The organism is Nocardioides sp. ChNu-99 (assembly GCF_029493445.1).
Classification (GTDB): Bacteria; Actinomycetota; Actinomycetes; order Propionibacteriales; family Nocardioidaceae; genus Nocardioides.
In genome coordinates this window covers 47,712-65,504 of sequence record NZ_JAHWBL010000007.1, presented here as the reverse complement: position 1 = coordinate 65,504, position 17,793 = coordinate 47,712, and the positions used below count along the sequence as shown (strand labels likewise).

Sequence of the window (17,793 nt, the reverse complement as noted above, 5' to 3'; positions counted from 1 at the left end):
CGTGAGCAGCCCCGACGCCACCGCCACCGTCACCGGCGCGGCCACCGGCCCCGCCACCGGGACGGGTCACGTCGCAGTGGAGCTGGCGCGCCTGCGCCACGAGCTGGCGCTGGGCGCGGACGACCCGACGCTCGACTTCCTCGCCGAGCTCGGTCCGACGGAGGTGGCCCGCCTGCGTCGCCGGGTGGTGGACGCCCGTCACCGCCGCCACGAGCACCGCTTCGCCCGGCTGGCCGGCCTGACGCGGTTCGTCCCCGTCGCCGTCTGCGCCCGCGTGGCGGAGGCCGCGCTGGGCCCGCTCGTCGCGGCCCGGACCGCCGAGGTCATGCCGCAGCCCGACGCGGTGCGGCTCGCGTCGCGCATCTCCCCCGACTTCCTGGCCGAGCTGACGACGTACCTCGACCCGGCCCGCAGCGGGCCGCTCGTCGCCGGCCTGCCCGAGCCGCTGCTCGTCGCCGTGGGCCGGCGGATGCTGGCGAGCGCCGAGCACCTCGCGCTCGGCGGCTTCGTCGGGGTCATGGCCCCGCGCGCGAGCGTCGAGGTCATCCGGGACGCCCCGGGCCTCGCGGTGCTGGAGGTCGCCCTGCACGCCGAGGACGCCAGGGCGCTCGACGCGGTCGTCGCGGGCCTGCCCGACGCGACGCTGCTGCGGGTGCTGGCGGACGCCGCCGACGCCGGGCGGGCCGCCGACGCCGTCCTCCTGCTCGGTGTCCTGGGACTGGACACCCGCACCCGCCTCTTCGAGCTGCTCACCCGCCTCGAGCGCGAGGCCCAGCGGCAGGTGGTGGCCGCCGTGGTGGCCCGCGGCGACTGGGAGCACGTGCTGCCGGTGCTCTCGCGCGTCGGCCCCGAGACCCTGCGGCAGCTGCTGACGCTGCCGGAGGTCGCGGATCCCGACGTCGTGGCCGGCCTGGTGCGCCAGACTGCGGGCCATGCCGGTCCCCACCCCGTCCCGTGACCTGGCCGTCGACGCCGCGCGCGGCGTCGCGATCCTGTCGATGTTCGTGGCGCACTTCGCGCCCACGCTCGGCCCCGGCCAGGTGCTGCTGCTCGCCGACCACCTGACGGCGCCGCTGTTCGCCCTCCTCATCGGCTGGGGCGCCCAGCTGGGCCGCGGCCGGGGCGGGGAGTGGTCGTCGGTGCTCGTGCGCGGCGCGGCCCTCGTCGGTCTCGGCCTGCTGCTGGAGGACGCAGGCGCCCAGATCGCCGTCGTGCTGGTCTGGCTCGGGGTGCTGACGCTGCTGGCCGTGCTGCTGGTGCGCCTGCCGGACCTGGTGCTCGCGGTGGGAGCGGTCGCGTTGCTGTGGGCCGCCCCGGACGTCGTCGCGTCCACGACCACGCACCTCGGGGAGTGGCGCATCGAGCGGGTGTTCGCCGGCGAGCCGGCCGACGGCCTCTACCCGCGGGCCCTCGAGGTGGCGGCGGCCGGGCCGTTCTACCGGCTCGTCGAGCTCGTGCCGCTGGCGGCGGTCGGCGTGCTCCTCGCCCGCCACGGCGGCCGCGCCGTCACCCTGGCGACCCTCGGGGTCGCCGCGGTCGTCGCCGCCGTCCTGCTCGGCGCGGAGGCGGCCGGGGAGGTCGCGCTCACGCCGTACTCGGGGACGCACCCGGTCCTCGCCCTCGAGCTCGCGCTGTGCGCGCTCGTCGTGCAGGGGGCCCGCACCCTCGAGGACCTCGTGGGCCGCACGGTGCGCCCCGTCCTCGCCCTGCTGGCCGGGGCCGGGACCGTGGCCCTCACGGCGTACGTCGTGCAGGTCCTCGTCGCCGCGGCGTGGGTGCGCGACGCCCCGCCCGGCACGACGGACGACTCGTGGCTGCTGCTCGGCGGTCTCGCGCTCGGCACCGTCGCCCTCGGGTGGGCGTGGCCGCGCGTCGTGCGCGTGCGGCCGTGGGACCGCGGGCCGCTCGAGGGGCCGCTGCGCGCGCTCGCGCAGGGCCTCGACCACGTGCCGCCGCTCCGCCCGCACCGCGGCTGAGGCCGGCCGGGCAGCACGACGGCCCGCCACCCCTCGCGGGGTGACGGGCCGTCGTGGCGGTGCGGCGCGCGTGGGGGCGCTCAGCCCTTCAGCAGGCTCCGCAGCACGTACTGCATGATGCCGCCGTTGCGGTAGTAGTTCGCCTCGCCCGGGGTGTCGATGCGGACGACGGCGTCGAACTCGACGTCACCGGCCTTCACCTTCACCGTCTTGGGCGTGCGGCCCTCGTTGAGCTCGGTGATGCCGGTGATGGAGAACGTCTCCTCGCCGGTCAGGCCGAGGCTCTCGGCGTTCTCGCCCGCCGGGAACTGCAGCGGGACGACGCCCATGCCGATGAGGTTCGAGCGGTGGATGCGCTCGTAGCTCTCGGCGATGACGGCCTTGACGCCCAGCAGCGACGTGCCCTTCGCGGCCCAGTCGCGCGAGGAGCCCGAGCCGTACTCCTTGCCCGCCAGCACGACGAGCGGGATGCCCGCCGCCTGGTAGTGCTCGGAGGCCTCGAACACCGACGTGACCTCGCCACCGGCGGTGAAGTCGCGCGTCACGCCACCCTCGGTGCCGGGGGCCAGCTGGTTGCGCAGCCGGATGTTGGCGAACGTGCCGCGGATCATGACCTCGTGGTTGCCGCGACGCGAGCCGTAGGAGTTGAAGTCCCGGTTCTCGACACCGTGCTCGGCGAGGTAGCGGCCCGCCGGCGAGTCCTTCTTGATCGCACCGGCCGGGCTGATGTGGTCGGTGGTCACGGAGTCGCCGAGCTTGAGCAGCACGCGCGCACCGTCGATGTCGGTGACGGCGGTCGGCTCGTCGGGCATGCCGTCGAAGTACGGGGGCTTCCGGACGTAGGTCGACTCGGGGTCCCACGCGAACGTCTTGCCCTCGGGCGTCGGGAGCGAGCGCCACTGCTCGTCGCCCGCGAAGACGTCCTGGTAGCTCTCGCCGAACATGTCGGAGTTGATCGCCTGGGCGATCGTCTCCTCCACCTCGGTCGGGGAGGGCCAGACGTCCTTGAGGAACACGTCGTTGCCGTCGGCGTCCTGGCCCAGCGGGTCGGTGAACAGGTCGACGTCCATCGAGCCGGCGAGGGCGTAGGCCACGACCAGGGGCGGCGACGCGAGGTAGTTCATCTTCACGTCGGGGTTGATGCGCCCCTCGAAGTTGCGGTTGCCCGACAGCACCGAGACGACCGAGAGGTCCTTCTCGTTGACAGCCGCGGAGACCTCGGGGATGAGCGGGCCCGAGTTGCCGATGCAGGTCGTGCAGCCGTAGCCGACGAGGTTGAAGCCCAGCTTGTCCAGGTACGGCGTGAGGCCGGACTTCTCGTAGTAGTCCGAGACGACCTTCGAGCCCGGCGCCAGCGTCGTCTTGACCCACGGCTTGCGCTGCAGGCCCTTCTCGACGGCCTTCTTCGCGAGCAGGGCCGCGCCGATCATGACCGAGGGGTTGGACGTGTTGGTGCACGACGTGATGGCCGCGATGGTGACCGCGCCGTGGTCGAGCGTGAACCGGGTGCCGTCCTCGAGGGTGACCTCGACCGGGTTGCTCGGCCGGCCGCCGTCGGTGGACGCCGCGGAGAGGTGGTCGCTCGGCGGGGCCGCCTTGCCGTGGCCGTTGCTGGTGGCCGGGTCGGAGGCCGGGAAGGTCTCGGCGACGGACTCGTCGTACCCGTCCTCCTCCTCGCCCGCCACGTAGTCCTTCAGCGAGGCGCGGAAGGACTGCTTGGCGTCGGTGACCTGGATGCGGTCCTGGGGACGCTTCGGGCCGGCGATGGACGGAACGACGGTCGCGAGGTCGAGCTCGAGCTTCTCGGAGAAGCGCGGCTCGGCGGCCGGGTCGTGCCACAGGCCCTGGGCCTTGGCGTAGGCCTCGACGAGCGCGAGCTGCTCGGGCGAGCGGCCCGTGAGCTCGAGGTACTTCGTGGTCTCCTCGTCGATGGGGAAGACCGCGATGGTCGAGCCGAACTCGGGGCTCATGTTGCCGATCGTGGCGCGGTTGGCCAGCGGCAGCGCGGAGACGCCGGGGCCGTAGAACTCGACGAACTTGCCGACGACGCCGTGCTTGCGCAGCATCTCGGTGATCGTCAGCACCAGGTCGGTCGCCGTCGAGCCCTCGGGCAGGTCGCCCGACAGCTTGAAGCCCACGACGCGCGGGATGAGCATGGAGACCGGCTGGCCGAGCATGGCGGCCTCGGCCTCGATGCCGCCGACGCCCCAGCCGACGACGCCGATGCCGTTGACCATCGTCGTGTGCGAGTCGGTGCCGACGCAGGTGTCGGGGTAGGCCTGCAGCTCGCCGTCGACCTCGCGGGTGAAGACGGTGCGGGCCAGGTGCTCGATGTTGACCTGGTGCACGATGCCGGTGCCCGGGGGGACGACCTTGAAGTCGTCGAAGGCGCCCTGGCCCCAGCGCAGGAACTGGTAGCGCTCGCGGTTGCGCTCGTACTCGATCTCGACGTTGCGGCCGAAGGCCTCCGGGGAGCCGAAGACGTCGGCGATGACCGAGTGGTCGATGACCATCTCGGCCGGCGCCAGCGGGTTGATCTTGGCCGGGTCGCCGCCCAGGTCCGCCATCGCCTCGCGCATGGTGGCGAGGTCGACGACGCAGGGGACGCCGGTGAAGTCCTGCATGATCACGCGCGCCGGCGTGAACTGGATCTCCTTGTCGGGCTCGGCCGTCTCGTCCCAGCCGGCCAGCGCCTTGATGTCGTCGGCGGTGATGTTCGCGCCGTCCTCCGTGCGGAGGAGGTTCTCCAGCAGGACCTTGAGCGAGAACGGCAGCGACGCGACGTCGAGCCCCTCACCGGTCACCGCGTCGAGACGGAAGATCTCGTAGGACCTGCCGTCCACGTCCAGGGTGCTCTTCGCACCGAAGCTGTCCTGACTTGCCACAGTCACACTCCTCGTCGCTGGTCTCGCGCTCCCGGCCCATCTTGCCGCCGGGCCCGGTCACCTTCCTAGGAAGGCTCGCCTTACCTCGGGCCGGACGGCCTGGCCGCGGTCGGAGCGGCTGGCCGGCATTTGTCTCGACGTCAAGATACACGGCGTCGAGTGAAAACCGGAGGAGCGGTCAGGCCGCGTCGCGACCGTCCGGCACGAGCAGCGCGACGCACTCGACGTGGTGGGTCATCGGGAAGAGGTCGAACCCGCGCAGCCGCTCCAGGCGGTAGCCCCGCTCGGCGAAGGACGCGACGTCGCGCGCCAGGGCCGCGGGGTCGCACGCGACGTACGCCACCGCGCGCGGCGAGCGGCGCACCACCTCGTCGACGACCTCGCGTCCCGCGCCCTCGCGGGGCGGGTCGAGCACGACGACGTCGACCGGGTCACCGAGGCCGTCGCGCAGCACCTGCGCCACGTCGCCGCGGCGCACCTGCGGCGCCCCGGGGGCGTCCGCGAGGTTGGTGGCGGCGTGGGCGGAGGCCGCGGCGTCCCCCTCGACGCTGACGACGGAGCCGTCCGGGCCCACGCGGTCGGCGAGGAACCGCGCGAACAGCCCCACCCCGCCGTACAGGTCGAGGGCCCGCTCCCCCGCCCCCGGCGCGAGCATCCCGAGCACGGCCTCGACGAGCGTCGCCGGCGCACCCGGGTGCACCTGCCAGAACCCGGCGGCCTCGACGGCGAAGCGGTGTCCCGTGCCGCCCGCGGCGACCTCCTCGTGCACCACACCGGGCCGGGGCTCGCGGGCGTCGGGGTGGGCGATGCGGCAGTCGTCGACCTCGACCACGTCGTGGGCCCGGTGGCGGCGCATGCCGCGCCCGCCGTCGGGCAGCGCGACGTACCGCACCCGCGTGCGCCACCGCAGGCCCGCCAGCTGCTCGGGGAGGTCGCCGGGCACGGCCTCGACCTCGACGTCGAGGTCGAGGCCCGCGAGGCGGCGCAGCTGCTCGGCCACGACGTCGGCCTTGAGGCGGCGCTGGTGGGCGAGGTCGACGTGCTGGAAGTCGCAGCCGCCGCACAGACCGGGGCCGGCGAACGGGCACGGCGCGTCCACGCGGTGGGGCGAGGCCTCCTCGACCACGACCGCGTCGGCGCGCCAGAACCGGTCGCCGTCGCTGCCCTCTGTCACCTCGAGCACGACGCGCTCGCCGGGCAGGGCGTGGCGCACGAAGACGACGCGGGGCCGTTCCTGGCCCGGCAGCTGCACGCGGGCGACGCAGTGGCCGCCGTGGGCGACCGGGCCGACCTCGGCGGTGAACCGCTCGCCGACCCGGGAGGCCCCGCGCGGGGCACGGGTACGACGGACCCCGCCGTCGCGCGGACCGCGCCCCCGGTCGGACCGCCGACGGCCGGGAGCCGGCTCGCTCACCGGCCGCGCTCCGACGGGGGTGTCACGCGGTCCGGCGGCGCGTCGGTGACCCGGCCGCGGCGCAGGTCGCCCGGGCGCACGCGGGTCATCTGCCGGTCCTCGCGCTCGAGGGCGGCGGCGGACGAGCGCAGCTGGTAGGGCACCGAGGTGACCATGATGCCGGGGGTGAAGAGCAGCCGGCCCTTGAGGCGCAGCGCGCTCTGGTTGTGCAGCAGCTGCTCCCACCAGTGACCCACGACGTACTCCGGGATGTAGACGGCGACCACGCCGCGCGGGTTGGCGCGGCGGATCTCCACGGCGTAGTCGACGATCGGCCGGATCAGCTCGCGGTACGGCGAGTGCAGCACCTTGAGCGGCACGTCGATGCGCCGGGCGTCCCAGGCCTCGAGCAGGCGGTCGGTGTCGGCGGAGTCGGTGGAGACGCAGACGGCCTCGAGCACGTTGGGCCGCGACGCCTTGGCGTAGGCCAGCGCCCGCAGCGTCGGCTTGTGGACCTTGGAGACGAGGACGATGGCGTGCACGCGCGTCGGGAGGACCTTGTCGCCCTCCTCGGCGGCGAGCTCGAGCGCGACGCGCTCGTAGTGGCGCCGGATGCCCCGCATGAGGAAGAACGCCGCCGCCATCGCCAGGATCGTGATCCAGGCGCCCTCGAGGAACTTCGTCACCAGCACGACGACGAGCACGACCGCGGTGAAGCAGAGGCCGACCGTGTTGATGGCGCGCGAGCGCTGCATCGACCGGCGCCTCGCCGGGTCCTTCTCGCTCGCCAGGTGCCGCGTCCAGTGCCGGATCATGCCGAGCTGGCTGAGGTTGAACGAGACGAAGACGCCGACGATGTAGAGCTGGATGAGCTTCGTGGTCTGGGCGTCGAACGCGACGATCAGCACGATCGCCATGACCGCCAGGAACACGATGCCGTTGCTGTAGGCCAGCCGGTCGCCGCGCGAGCCGAGCGCGCGCGGGGCGTACCCGTCCTTCGCCAGGATCGAGCCCAGCACCGGGAAGCCGTTGAAGGCGGTGTTGGCCGCCAGCACGAGGATGATGCCCGTCATCGTGACGATGAAGTAGAAGCCCGGCGGGAAGTCGGAGAAGAGCGCGCCGGCGATCTGGGCGATCACCGTGTGCTGGTCGTAGCCCTCCGGCAGCGGGTCGCCCGCCACGGTGCGCAGGCGGTCCACCTCGTGCGGGTCGACGTAGCGCAGCCCCATCTCCCGGGCCAGCAGGATGACCGACATCATCATCGTGATGGCGATCGCGCCCAGCATGAGCAGCGTCGCCGCGGCGTTGCGGCTCTTCGGCCGGCGGAAGGCCGGCACCCCGTTCGAGATGGCCTCCACCCCGGTCAGGGCGGCGCAGCCCGACGAGAACGCCCGGGCCAGCAGGAACACCATCGCGAACTGGCTCAGCGGGTCCTCGAACCCCTCGCGCGGCACCACCTGCAGGTCGGCGCTCTCGACCTCGGGCAGCGTGCCGGCGAACCAGCGGATGCCGCCGTACACCGCCATGCCGAGGATCGCGACCATGAACAGGTACGTCGGCACGGCGAAGTAGCTGCCCGACTCGCGGATGCCCCGCAGGTTGAGCGCCATGAGCAGGACGACGAGCGCCGAGGCGAAGAAGACCTCGTGCCCGGACAGGAACGGGATCGCCGCGGCCGCGTACTGCGAGCCCGAGGAGATGGACACCGCGACGGTGAGCACGTAGTCGACGAGCAGCGCGCTCGCGACCGTGGTGCCGGCCGCGGGGCCCAGGTTGACGCTCGCGACCTCGTAGTCGCCGCCGCCGCTCGGGTAGGCGTGCACCGTCTGGCGGTACGACAGGATGACCGCGGCCATCACGAGCGCGACGGCGACGCCGATCCACGGGGAGAAGACGTACGACGTCGCCCCCGCGATCGAGAGCATGATGAAGACCTCGTCGGGGGCGTAGGCCACGGACGAGAGCGCGTCGCTGGCGAAGACGGGGAGCGCGATGCGCTTGGGCAGGAGTGTTTCCCCGAGCTGGGAGCTGCTGAGCTTGCGCCCGAGCAGGACCCGTTTCGAGGCGTCGGCGAGACCCACGAGGCGCGATCGTACGCCCGCGCGGTGGCGGCGCCACTTCCTCGCGGTGGAGCCCGCCCGAGCCCGACTGGGCTACGGTTCGCCACGTGCATGTCGTGATCATGGGCTGCGGCCGCGTCGGTTCGACGCTGGCGCGGAGCCTGGAGGACCGCAACCACACCGTCTCGGTGATCGACGTCGCCTCCGAGGCCTTCCGCCGACTCGGCCCGGGCTTCAACGGCGAGAAGGTGACGGGCCTCGGCTTCGACCGCAAGGTGCTCGTCAAGGCGGGCATCGAGCGGGCCGACGCGTTCGCGGCGGTGTCGAGCGGCGACAACTCCAACATCATCGCCGCCCGGGTCGCCCGCGAGTCGTTCGGCATCGAGCAGGTCGTGGCCCGCATCTACGACCCCGGCCGCGCCGAGGTCTACCAGCGGCTCGGCATCACCACCGTCGCCACCGTGAAGTGGACGGCCGACCAGGTGCTGCGCCGGATCCTGCCCGCCGGGGCCGAGCCCGACTTCCGCGACCCCTCGGGCACCATCCGCCTCGACCAGGTCCCGGCCCCCGAGCGCTGGGTGGGCGTGCGCACCGTCGCGTTCCAGGAGCAGACCCGCACCCGGATCGCCTGGATCGACCGGCTCGGCGAGGGCACGCTCCCCCACCGCGAGAGCGTCATCCAGGACAACGACATGCTCCACCTGGTGATGCGCGAGGAGAACGCCGCCCACGCCTACCAGACCATCGCCCGCGGACCGGAGGAGAGCTGATGCGCGTCGCCATCGCCGGCGCCGGGGCGGTCGGCCGCTCCGTCGCGGCCGAGCTGATCGACAACGGCCACGAGGTGCTCCTCATCGACAAGGCCGCCGTCGCCATCCGCCCCGAGCGGGTGCCCGAGGCGGAGTGGCTGCTCGCCGACTGCTGCGAGCTGTCGTCGCTGGAGGAGGCGCGCCTCGACCAGTGCGACGTGGTCATCGCCGCCACGGGCGACGACAAGGCCAACCTGGTGACGTCGCTGCTGGCCAAGACCGAGTTCGCCGTGCCCCGCACGGTGGGCCGCGTCAACCACCCCGACAACGAGTGGCTGTTCAACGAGGCCTGGGGCGTCGACGTCAGCGTCTCGACCCCGCGCATCATGTCGGCGCTGGTCGAGGAGGCGGTCGCGGTCGGCGACCTGGTGCGCCTCTTCACCTTCCGCCAGGGCCAGGCGAACCTCGTCGAGCTCACGCTGCCGGAGGACTCGCCGTACGTCGGGAAGCCCTCGGGCCTCGTGCCGTTCCCGGACAACTGCGCGCTGGTGACGATCCTGCGCGACGGGCAGGTCTACACGCCGGACGCGGAGCAGCCGCTCGAGGCCGGCGACGAGCTGCTCTTCGTCGTGCCCGCCGAGCTGGAGGACGACCTCGAGCGCCTGCTGGCACCGAGCACGCACCCCTGACGCGCAGCCTCCCGGCAGCACCCGCACCGCCCCCGGCAGCGCCCCCGGACGCCCGACGGGCCGCCGCCCCGCCCCCGCAGGGGTGGTGGCGACGGCCCGTCGGCGCGTCCGGCGCGGCTCAGCCCTGCGCGGGCGACTCACCCTTGACAGCCGGCTTCGCGTCCACGCCGGCCTCCTTGCGCTGCGCGGGCGTGATCGGCGCGGGCGCGGCGGTCAGCGGGTCGAAGCCGCCACCCGACTTCGGGAACGCGATGACCTCGCGGATCGAGTCGACGCCGGCCAGCAGCGACACGATGCGGTCCCAGCCGAAGGCGATGCCGCCGTGCGGGGGCGCGCCGTACTTGAACGCCTCGAGCAGGAAGCCGAACTTCTCCTGCGCCTCGGCCTCGTCGAGGCCCATGAGCGCGAACACGCGCTTCTGCACGTCCTCGCGGTGGATACGGATGGACCCGCCACCGATCTCGTTGCCGTTGCAGACGATGTCGTAGGCCCACGCGAGGGCCTCGCCCGGCTGGGCGTCGAACGACGCGAGGTCCTGCGGCGAGGTGAACGCGTGGTGCACGGCCGTCCAGGCGCCCGAGCCGACCGCCACGTCGCCGCTGGCGACGGCGTCGCCCGCGGGCTCGAACAGCGGGGCGTCGACGACCCAGAGGAAGCTCCACGCCGACTCGTCGATGAGGCCGCCGCGGCGACCGATCTCGAGGCGCGCGGCACCGAGCAGGGCGCGCATGGGCTTGGTCGCGCCCGCGGCGAAGAAGACGCAGTCGCCGGGCGCGGCGCCGACGTGGGCCGCCAGGCCGGCCTTCTCCGCGTCGGAGAGGTTCTTGGCGACAGGGCCGGTCAGCTCGCCGTCCTCCTGCACGAGCACGTACGCCAGCCCACGGGCGCCGCGCTGCTTGGCCCACTCCTGCCAGGCGTCGAGCTGCTTGCGCGGCTGCGAGGCGCCACCGGGCATGACGACGGCGCCGACGTACTCGGCCTGGAAGACCCGGAACGTGGTGTCGGCGAAGTACTCGGTGCACTCGACGAGCTCGAGGCCCATCCGCAGGTCGGGCTTGTCGGAGCCGAAGCGGGCCATCGCCTCGGCGTACGTCATGCGGGGCAGCGGGGTGGGCACGTCGTACCCGACGAGGGCCCACAGCGCCGAGACGATCTCCTCGGCGAGGCGGATGACGTCGTCCTGCTCGACGAAGCTCATCTCGATGTCGAGCTGGGTGAACTCCGGCTGGCGGTCGGCGCGGAAGTCCTCGTCGCGGTAGCAGCGGGCGAGCTGGTAGTAGCGCTCCATGCCCGCGACCATGAGCAGCTGCTTGAACAGCTGCGGGCTCTGCGGCAGCGCGTACCAGCTGCCGGGCTGCAGGCGGGCGGGCACGAGGAAGTCGCGGGCGCCCTCGGGGGTGGACCGGGTCAGCGTCGGCGTCTCGATCTCGACGAAGTCGTGGCCGGCGAGCACCTCGCGCGCCGCCTTGTTGACCTCGCTGCGCAGGCGCAGGGCGCGGCCCGGGCCGGTACGCCGCAGGTCGAGGTAGCGGTGGCGCAGCCGCGCCTCCTCCCCCACGTCGACGTGGTCGTCGATGGGGAACGGCAGCGGCGCGGCGGCGCTCAGCACCTCGACGTCGGTCGCGATGACCTCGATGTCGCCGGAGGCCAGGTTGGGGTTGGCGTTGCCCTCGGGGCGCAGGGCGACCTCGCCGGTCACCTTCACGCAGTACTCGTTGCGCAGTCCGCCGGCGACCTCCTCGTCGCGCACGACGACCTGGGCGACGCCGCTGGCCTCGCGCAGGTCGAGGAACGCCACGCCGCCGTGATCGCGCCGCTTGGCCACCCACCCGGCGAGGGTGACGGTCTGGCCTACGTGCGCCGGGCGCAGGGCGCCGGCGTCATGGGTGCGGATCACGGGGTCTTCTCCTGGGGGTCGGTGCCGTGGGGGCTGCTGGGGCTGGTGCTGGTGCTGCTGGGGGTCTCGGTGAGCACCTGCGGGCGCAGGTCCTCGGGCGAGGGTGCCCACGAGGACGGGTCGGCGTCCACCTGGTTCCCGTCGCGGATGTCCTTGACCTGGTGGCTGCCGTCGTCCTGGGGGAACCAGACGAAGGGGATGCCGCGGCGGTCGGCGTAGCGGATCTGCTTGCCGAACTTCGCGGCGCTGGGCGCGACCTCGCAGGGGATGCCCCGGGCCCGCAGCGCGTCGGCGACGGCGTCGGCGGCCGGACGGGACCCCTCGTCCACGAGGGCCACGAGCACGGCGCTCGGCACCGAGCGGCTGCCGCGCACGACGCCGCGCGAGAGCAGCGGCACGAGGACGCGGGAGACGCCGAGCGAGATGCCCACCCCGGGGTACGTCGTGCGGCCGTCGGAGGCGAGCGCGTCGTACCGGCCGCCGGAGCAGATGGAGCCCATCGACTCGTAGCCGTCGAGGCGGGTCTCGAAGACGGTGCCCGTGTAGTAGTCGAGCCCGCGGGCGATGGACAGGTCGGCGGTGATGCGGACCTTGCCGCCGGCCAGCGGGGCCGCCGCGCGCACGAGGGTGGCCAGCTCGTCGAGGCCCTCGTCCAGGAGCGGGTGGGTGACGCCGAGCGCGCGCACCTGCTCCACGAAGCCGTCGTCGTCGGTGCGGATGGTCGCGAGGCGCAGACAGGCGTCCGCCTGCTCCGGCGTCGCGCCCGCGTCGGCCACGAGCATCTCCCGCACGCGCTCGGCCGGCACCTTGTCGAGCTTGTCGACCAGGCGCATGACCTCGTCGGTGTCGGCGAGGCCCAAGCCCGCGTAGAAGCCCTGGATGAGCTTGCGGTTGTTGACCTGCAGGCGGAAGCCGGGCAGACCGATGGAGCCGGGGTCGGCGAGGCGGCGCAGCGCGTCGAGCATGACGCGGGTGACCTCGACGTCGTGGTGGAACGGCAGCTCGTCGCGGCCGATCACGTCGATGTCGGCCTGGGTGAACTCGCGGTAGCGACCGTCCTGGGGCCGCTCGCCACGCCAGACCTTCTGCACCTGGTAGCGGCGGAAGGGGAAGTCGAGCTTGCCGGCGTTCTCCAGCACGTAGCGCGCGAACGGCACGGTGAGGTCGAAGTGCAGGCCGATGCCGGCGTCGCGGCCGCCGTCCTCCTCCTGGAGGCGGCGCAGGACGTAGACCTCCTTGGAGGTGTCGCCCTTGCGCAGCAGCTGGTCCATCGGCTCGACGGCGCGGGTCTCGATGCCGGCGAAGCCGTGGAGCTCGAAGGTGCTGCGCAGGGTGTCGACCACCTGCTGCTCGACGACCCGCTGGGCGGGCAGCAGCTCGGGGAACCCGCTCAGCGGGGTGGGCTTGCTCATGGGGTGCTCAGCTCTCGGGTGCTCTGCCGGTCGGTCACAGGCCGCGGGTGACGCGACCGGCGCCGCCCTCGCGGCCGTCCTCGATCAGGTCGCGGAGGAAGGGGTTGGTCGCGCGCTCGCGCCCGATGGAGGTCTGCTCGCCGTGCCCGGGCAGCACGACGACGTCGTCGGCCAGCGGCAGCACCTTCGAGCTGAGCGTGCGCAGCATCGTGGCGTGGTCGCCGCCGGGCAGGTCGGTGCGCCCGATCGAGCCCGCGAAGAGGAGGTCGCCCGCGAACATGACCTCGGAGACGTCGGGCTCGCCCTCCCCCGCGCCGTACGGCGTGCGGAAGGTGACGGAGCCCTCGGTGTGGCCCGGCGTGTGGTCGACGACGAAGCGCAGGCCGGCCAGCTCGAGCTCCTGGCCGTCGGCCAGCTCGGCGACGTCGTCGGGCTCCACGAACTCGTGGCGCCCGCCCAGCAGCATCGCGGCGCTCTCCTTGCTGATGCCCGCCATCGGGTCGCTCAGCAGGTGCCGGTCGCGGGGGTGGATCCAGGCCGTCGCGTCGTAGGCGCCCGCCACCGGCGTCACCGACCACATGTGGTCGATGTGCCCGTGCGTCAGCAGCACCGCGACCGGCTTGAGCCGGTTCTCGGCGACGACCTGCTCGACCCCCGCCGTGGCGTCCTGCCCGGGGTCGACGACCACGCACTCCGTGCCCTTGCCCGTGGCCACGACGTAGCAGTTCGTGCCCCAGGCACCTGCGGGGAATCCGGCGATGAACACCCCGGCACACTACCGAGCGGGTACGGCGCGCCGCACGTCGGCGGGCACGCCGCCCCACGCGGGGGGCGGGGATGACTAGCATGTGCCCCGGACAGCCGTGCGCGCGACCAGCGCGCCCGGAGCGAGGCCATCGGGTAGCGAGAAGAGGACGACCACGTGACGGGTCAGGACTGGGGTCGGGTCGACGAGGACGGCACGGTGTACGTGCGGACCTCCGAGGGTGAGCGGTCCGTCGGGCAGTACCCGGCGGGGTCACCCGACGAGGCCCTGAAGTTCTTCACCGACCGCTTCGACGCGCTCAGCTTCGAGGTCGAGCTCCTGGAGAAGCGGATCGGCAGCGGCGTGCTCAGCCCCGAGGACGCCGCGGCGTCCGTGGCGAAGGTGCGGGCCAGCGTCGCCGGGGCGAACGCCGTGGGCGACCTGGACGGCCTGCTGGCCCGGGTGGACGGCCTCACCGGCGCCGTCGACTCCCAGCGCGAGGCGAAGAAGGCCGAGCGCGCCGAGCGCGTGGCGGCCGCCCGCGTCGAGAAGGAGCGCATCGCCGCCGCGGCCGAGGAGCTGGCCGCGGGCAACGACTGGCGCAACGGGGCCAACCGTCTGCGCGACCTGCTCGAGGAGTGGAAGGCGCTGCCGCGCCTCGACCGCGCCTCCGACGACACGCTGTGGCGCCGGTTCTCCGGCGCCCGCACCACCTACACCCGCCGGCGCAAGGCGCACTTCTCGCAGCTCAACGAGCAGCGCGACTCCGCCCGCGCGGTCAAGGAGCGCCTGGCGACCGAGGCGGAGGCGCTGTCCACCTCGACCGACTGGGGCCCGACCGCCGGCCGCTACCGCGACCTCATGCGCGAGTGGAAGGCCGCCGGCCCGGCCCCGCGCGACGTGGACGAGGCCCTCTGGCGCCGCTTCCGCGGCGCCCAGGACACGTTCTTCGGCGCCCGCGACGCGGCCAACAACGCGCTCGACGCCGAGTTCGCCGGCAACGCCGAGGTCAAGGAGCAGATCCTCGTCGAGGCCGAGGCGCTGCTGCCCGTCGAGGACCTGGACGCCGCGAAGCGCGCGTTCCGCGACCTCGCCGACCGCTGGGACGCGGCGGGCAAGGTGCCGCGCGACCGCGTCAAGGAGCTCGAGGGCCGCATGCGGAAGGTCGAGCAGGCCATCCGCGGTGTCGAGGACGAGCAGTGGAAGCGCTCGGACCCCGAGAAGTCGGCGCGCGCCAACGACGTCATCGTGAAGCTCGAGACGGCCATCGCCGAGGTGGAGGCCGAGCTCGAGGCGGCGCGGGCGGCCGGCGACGCGCGCAAGGTCGCCGACCTCGAGGGCAACCTCGCCTCGCGCCAGATGTTCCTCGACGCCGCACGCCGCGCCTCCGCCGACTTCGGCTGAGCGGGGCGGCGTCTCGCCGCACCCACGACCGGGGCCCGGTCCTGCACCTCGACGGTGCGGGGCCGGGCCTCGCTCGTACGGCGGGCCCTACTGCGTCAGGCGGTAGGCGTCGAAGACGCCGGGCACGGTGCGCACGGCCCGCAGGACGGTGTCGAGGTGCTTGGCGTCGGCCATCTCGAACGTGAACTTGCTCTTCGCGACGCGGTCGCGCGTCGTGCTCAGCGACGCGCTGAGGATGTTCACGTGCTGGTCCGACAGCACCATGGTGATGTCGGAGAGCAGGCGCGCCCGGTCGAGCGCCTCGACCTGGATGTTGACGAGGAAGGTCGACTGCGCGGTCGGCGCCCACTCCACCTCGACGAGCCGCTGGGGCTGCGAGAGCAGGTTGTCGGCGTTGGTGCAGGTCTTGCGGTGCACCGAGACGCCGCCGCCCTTCGTGACGAACCCGAGGATCGGGTCCGGCGGCACGGGGGTGCAGCACTTGGCGAGCTTGACCCACACGTCGGCGGCGCCGCGCACGATGACGCCGGAGTCCGTCGACGTCGGGGTGGCCGCGCGCCGGCGCCGGGGCGAGGTGATGGTGACGCCCTCGGCCGCGTCCTCCCGGGCGCCCTCCTCGCCGCCGTGGAGGTCGATCACGCGTCGTACGACGGTCTGGGCCGACAGGTTGCCCTCGCCGACCGCGGCGTACAGCGCGGTGATGTCGGCCAGCTTGAAGTGGACCGCGACCTCGGTCAGCGACTCGGCGGACATGAGCCGCTTCAGCGGCAGGCCCTCCTTGCGCATCAGCTTGGCCAGCTGCTCCTTGCCGCGCTCGATGGCCTCCTCGCGCCGCTCCTTGGTGAACCAGGCGCGGATCTTGGAGCGGGCGCGCGGGGAGCGGACGAAGCCCAGCCAGTCGCGCGACGGCCCGGCGTTGGGGGCCTTCGACGTGAAGACCTCGACGACGTCGCCGTTGTCGAGCGTGGACTCCAGCGGCACCAGGCGGCCGTTGACCCGCGCGCCGATGGTGTGGTGGCCGACCTCGGTGTGCACGGCGTAGGCGAAGTCGACGGGCGTCGCACCGGTCGGCAGCGCGATGACGTCGCCGCGCGGGGTGAACACGTAGACCTCGGCCTGGTTGATCTCGTAGCGCAGGGAGTCGAGGAACTCCCCCGGGTCCTCCACCTCGCTCTGCCAGTCGAGCAGCTGGCGGACCCACGCCATGTCGTCGCGCTCGGCCAGCCGGTCGGTGTCGACGCCGGCGCGGCCGTCCTCCTTGTACTTCCAGTGGGCCGCGACGCCGTACTCCGCCCGCTTGTGCATGGCGTAGGTGCGGATCTGGATCTCGACGGGCTTGCCCTGCGGGCCGATGACCGTCGTGTGCAGCGACTGGTACATGTTGAACTTCGGCATCGCGATGTAGTCCTTGAACCGGCCCAGCACCGGGTTCCAGCGCTGGTGGACGGCACCCATCACGGTGTAGCAGTCGCGGTCGTCCTCGACGAGCACGCGGATCCCGACGAGGTCGTAGATGTCGGAGAACTCGCGGCCGCCGACGATCATCTTCTGGTAGATCGAGTAGTAGTGCTTCGGCCGGCCGGTCACGGTGGCCTTGATCCGCGCGTCCTTCAGGTCGGAGGTGACGCGCGCGATGACCTCGGCGAGGAACTGGTCGCGCGAGGGCGCGCGGTCGGCCACGAGGCGCACGATCTCGTCGTAGATCTTCGGGTGCAGGGTCGCGAACGCGAGGTCCTCGAGCTCCCACTTCAGCGTGTTCATGCCGAGGCGGTGGGCCAGCGGCGCGAAGATGTCGAGGGTCTCGCGGGCCTTGCGCTCCTGCGTCTCCTGCTTGACGTAGCGCAGCGTGCGCATGTTGTGCAGCCGGTCGGCGAGCTTGATGACGAGCACGCGGATGTCGCGCGACATCGCCACGATCATCTTGCGGATGGTCTCGGCCTGGGCCGAGTCGCCGTACTGCACCTTGTCGAGCTTGGTCACGCCGTCGACGAGCACCGCGACCTCGTCGCCGAAGTCGGCGCGCAGCTCGTCGAGCGTGTACGGCGTGTCCTCGACCGTGTCGTGGAGCAGGGCCGCGACGAGCGTCGGCTCGGTCATGCCGATCTCGGCCAGGATGGTGGTCACGGCGAGCGGGTGCGTGATGTAGGGGTCGCCGCTCTTGCGCATCTGCGTGCCGTGCAGGCGCTCGGCGGTGAGGTAGGCGCGCTCGAGCAGCGCCAGGTCGGCCTTGGGGTGGTTCGCGCGCACCGCGCGGAACAGCGGGTCGAGCACGGGGTTGGTGCCCGGCTGGCTGCGCGTGCCGATGCGGGCCAGGCGCGCCCGCATGCTGCGGGCGGAGGTCACCGACTCCGTCGAGCGGGTGCCGGTCGGCGCCGGGAGGGGCTCACCGGACCGGGCCAGCCGGCGCGTGCGCTGGCCCACGCCGGGGGCGGCGTCGTCCGCGCCGGGCTCGACACGGGGCTCGACGACCGGGTCCACCGGGGGGGCCTCGGCGACGGGCACACTCGTCCGGGGATCCGCACCGCTCCCCTGCTCGTCGCTCACCCTCGTCAGTCTAGGACCACGTCGGTCGGCGCGTGCGGG

12 protein-coding genes are annotated in these 17,793 nt (G+C 73.2%); 5 read left to right on the top strand and 7 right to left on the bottom strand.

The window, feature by feature from the left end:
- Window position 1 precedes the first annotated feature (1 nt).
- Entirely contained in the window at window positions 2-958 is a 957-nt protein-coding gene (locus KK617_RS04315; RefSeq protein ID WP_277498311.1) for a hypothetical protein, read from the top strand.
- Window positions 933-1,976 carry a heparan-alpha-glucosaminide N-acetyltransferase domain-containing protein gene (locus tag KK617_RS04310; RefSeq protein ID WP_277498310.1) on the top strand — a complete coding sequence of 348 codons (1,044 nt, stop codon included), beginning with the start codon at window positions 933-935 and terminating at the stop codon, window positions 1,974-1,976. Before KK617_RS04315 ends, KK617_RS04310 begins: the two co-directional genes overlap by 26 nt.
- An 80-nt stretch (window positions 1,977-2,056) precedes the next feature.
- Here the strand turns inward: KK617_RS04310 and acnA are convergent, their stop codons facing one another.
- From acnA to KK617_RS04295, 3 genes are all read right to left on the bottom strand, one after another.
- Entirely contained in the window at window positions 2,057-4,861 is a 2,805-nt protein-coding gene (acnA, locus tag KK617_RS04305) for an aconitate hydratase AcnA (RefSeq protein ID WP_277498309.1), read from the bottom strand.
- A 178-nt stretch (window positions 4,862-5,039) separates the two neighbouring features.
- Window positions 5,040-6,275, bottom strand: a complete 1,236-nt coding sequence (locus KK617_RS04300) for a TRAM domain-containing protein (RefSeq protein ID WP_277498307.1) — start codon at window positions 6,273-6,275, stop codon at window positions 5,040-5,042.
- On the bottom strand, window positions 6,272-8,335 hold the full coding sequence (locus KK617_RS04295) for an APC family permease (RefSeq protein WP_277498306.1): 2,064 nt from the start codon (window positions 8,333-8,335) through the stop codon (window positions 6,272-6,274). Before KK617_RS04295 ends, KK617_RS04300 begins: the two co-directional genes overlap by 4 nt.
- An 86-nt stretch (window positions 8,336-8,421) precedes the next feature.
- Between KK617_RS04295 and KK617_RS04290 the strand changes: the two genes are divergently transcribed.
- Entirely contained in the window at window positions 8,422-9,084 is a 663-nt protein-coding gene (locus KK617_RS04290; RefSeq protein ID WP_277498305.1) for a TrkA family potassium uptake protein, read from the top strand.
- The gene (locus KK617_RS04285; RefSeq protein ID WP_277498303.1) at window positions 9,084-9,752 is read left to right on the top strand and encodes a TrkA family potassium uptake protein; all 669 of its coding nucleotides are present in this window, start codon (window positions 9,084-9,086) and stop codon (window positions 9,750-9,752) included. The genes KK617_RS04290 and KK617_RS04285 overlap by 1 nt, the downstream gene beginning before the upstream one ends.
- A gap of 118 nt (window positions 9,753-9,870) precedes the next feature.
- Here the strand turns inward: KK617_RS04285 and aspS are convergent, their stop codons facing one another.
- From aspS to KK617_RS04270, 3 genes are read right to left on the bottom strand one after another with little or no spacing between them, the layout of a single operon-like run.
- Window positions 9,871-11,649: an aspartate--tRNA ligase gene (gene aspS, locus KK617_RS04280; RefSeq protein WP_277498301.1), complete on the bottom strand. Its 1,779-nt coding sequence runs from the start codon at window positions 11,647-11,649 to the stop codon at window positions 9,871-9,873.
- Entirely contained in the window at window positions 11,646-13,061 is a 1,416-nt protein-coding gene (gene hisS, locus KK617_RS04275) for a histidine--tRNA ligase (protein ID WP_277498300.1), read from the bottom strand. Before hisS ends, aspS begins: the two co-directional genes overlap by 4 nt.
- A gap of 34 nt (window positions 13,062-13,095) precedes the next feature.
- Entirely contained in the window at window positions 13,096-13,827 is a 732-nt protein-coding gene (locus tag KK617_RS04270) for an MBL fold metallo-hydrolase (protein WP_277498299.1), read from the bottom strand.
- Window positions 13,828-13,983: 156 nt separating this feature from the next.
- Between KK617_RS04270 and KK617_RS04265 the strand changes: the two genes are divergently transcribed.
- Window positions 13,984-15,210, top strand: coding sequence for a DUF349 domain-containing protein (locus tag KK617_RS04265; RefSeq protein WP_277498298.1), 1,227 nt, complete (start codon window positions 13,984-13,986; stop codon window positions 15,208-15,210).
- Between the two features lie 87 nt (window positions 15,211-15,297).
- Here the strand turns inward: KK617_RS04265 and KK617_RS04260 are convergent, their stop codons facing one another.
- On the bottom strand, window positions 15,298-17,535 hold the full coding sequence (locus KK617_RS04260) for a bifunctional (p)ppGpp synthetase/guanosine-3',5'-bis(diphosphate) 3'-pyrophosphohydrolase (RefSeq protein WP_277498359.1): 2,238 nt from the start codon (window positions 17,533-17,535) through the stop codon (window positions 15,298-15,300).
- Window positions 17,536-17,793: the final 258 nt, after the last annotated feature.

What these genes read in the sequence shown, in the direction of transcription:
- KK617_RS04285 (WP_277498303.1), top strand. Translation starts at nt 9,084, where the DNA reads ATGCGCGTCGCCATCGCCGGCGCCGGGGCGGTCGGCCGCTCCGTCGCG.
- KK617_RS04260 (WP_277498359.1), bottom strand. Translation starts at nt 17,535, where the DNA reads ATGCGGGCGCGCCTGGCCCGCATCGGCACGCGCAGCCAGCCGGGCACC.
- hisS (WP_277498300.1), bottom strand. Translation starts at nt 13,061, where the DNA reads ATGAGCAAGCCCACCCCGCTGAGCGGGTTCCCCGAGCTGCTGCCCGCC.
- KK617_RS04310 (WP_277498310.1), top strand. Translation starts at nt 933, where the DNA reads ATGCCGGTCCCCACCCCGTCCCGTGACCTGGCCGTCGACGCCGCGCGC.